At 75.6% G+C, this 1,635-nt stretch carries 3 protein-coding genes; all 3 read right to left on the reverse strand.

Annotation, left to right across the window (positions count from 1 at the left end; genetic code table 11):
* Positions 1–419: signal peptidase I (locus FMM08_RS22740; protein ID WP_147928639.1), on the reverse strand; the 419-nt coding region annotated here is incomplete at its 3' end.
* A complete protein-coding gene (locus FMM08_RS22745) occupies positions 416–1,024 on the reverse strand; it encodes a hypothetical protein (RefSeq protein ID WP_147928640.1) in 609 nt (202 codons plus the stop codon). The genes FMM08_RS22745 and FMM08_RS22740, both read right to left, overlap by 4 nt.
* A partial coding sequence (locus FMM08_RS22750; RefSeq protein WP_222711115.1) for a hypothetical protein occupies positions 1,005–1,635 on the reverse strand: 631 nt, incomplete at its 5' end. The genes FMM08_RS22745 and FMM08_RS22750, both read right to left, overlap by 20 nt.

Below are 1,635 nucleotides of genomic sequence, written 5' to 3' on the forward strand. Positions count from 1 at the left end.
GGTGCGGGACCGGCCATCACCGCCCAGCCGGCCCACGGCACCACCAGCACCGCTCGACCCAGGTCAGCCCCGCCCAGCGCGATCCGCCAGGGGTCGGGCTGGGGGTTGGCGTCCCCGCGGGTGGTCATCACCGCCGCCCCCTGGACCTGCTCCAGGGCTGCCACCCGGTGCATCACGGGGTGGTTGCCGCGCGCGAACGGGGCAGGGGGCACGAAGGCCACCACGTCACCGGTTTGCACCGCCTGCGGTGCCACGGGCTCGGTGACCACCAAGGCGCCCTGAGCGGCGTAGGGCGTCATCGACCCCGACAGCACCGGCACCGCCCGCAGCCCTGAGAGCTGCGCCCAGGCGGTCAGCGCCAGGCCGACGAACAGCACCAGCAGGCCCAGCACCCGCATCCGGGAGGACAGCGCGCTCATCCCAGCGTCCTGTCACGCGGGACCACGACGGGGGTGGCGCTGCTGCGCAGGACCACCGACGCGCCGGCGACCAGTGAGGTGGAGGTTCCCAGCTGCAGGTGCCTGCGCGCCCCGGCGGGCAGCTGGGCGCTCACGGTGGTGGTGCTGGTCGAGCCCAGCACCACCGGTGCGGTGGAGACGGAGGTCTCCCCGGCGGCGCACGTGCCCGCTGCTGTCCAGGGCACGTCGCAGCCCTTGATGGTGACCACCAGACCCACCAGCCCGCTGGTGGTGGTGGTGACGCTGACTCGGGCGGGCACGCTGGAGGTGTTCACCGCATCGACCAGGGTCGGGCCCAGGGCCAGCACGGAGGAGGCGGTGTACGGGTCGGCCTGGGGGGTGGTGACCCCGGCCGGGGTGCGGGCGTCCAGGCGGCTGCCCACGCTGGCCAGCGCCCAGCTGGCGCTGGTGGCGCTGGCGCGCGCCTGCCAGGCGGCAGCGGCTGGAGCCGCCCCGCCCAGCACGGCTGCCGCGCTGACCGCGGCCACGGCCAGCGCCGGAGCCGGGGTGCTGGTAGGGGTGCTGCGGCGCCGCCGCAGGGTGCGCTCAGCCCGAGGTGCGGTCATAGCCGCCGACCAGGTTGCTGGTGACGGCCAGGTCCAGTGCCCCGCTCTGACCCATCAGCGAGGAGGGGGCCAGTGCGTCGACGGTGACCTTGTAGCGCACGTGCTGCACCGCGGTGGGGGCCAGGGTGCCGTGGGTGATGCTCAGGGGGCTGCTCAGGGGGCCGGTGGCGATGGTGGTCGGCGTCCCCGGGCAGGTGGCGGCCGCGGTGTTCCACCCGGCAGCGCAGGACTCCACCAGCACGGTCAGGCCGCTGCCCAGGCCGCTGGCGGTGACGGTGCCGGTGAAGCTGCCGGTGACGCTGCTGGTGTTGGTGACGTCGACGTAGCGGTAGAGCCAGTCACCGGGCAGGAGGTTGCTCACGGGGGTGGTGAGCTGGCCACCGGAGGCACCGACCACGGTCGCGCCCGCGGTGGCGGCCCTGAGGGTGGCGGTGCTGGCGTTGGCGGTGGCCTGCCAGGAGGCGAAGGCGCCCGTCCCGAGCAGGGTCGCCCCCGCGGTGAGCAGGGCCAGGGCCCCCAGCCGGCGGCGTCTGCCTCGGTGGCGCGCGCAGTCCGCAGGCCGGGTGGTCGCGGGGGTGGGCACGGGGGCGGGGTGTGGTGCGGAGGGCATC

Origin of the sequence: Quadrisphaera setariae, assembly GCF_008041935.1 — a bacterium.
Classification (GTDB): Bacteria; Actinomycetota; Actinomycetes; order Actinomycetales; family Quadrisphaeraceae; genus Quadrisphaera; species Quadrisphaera setariae.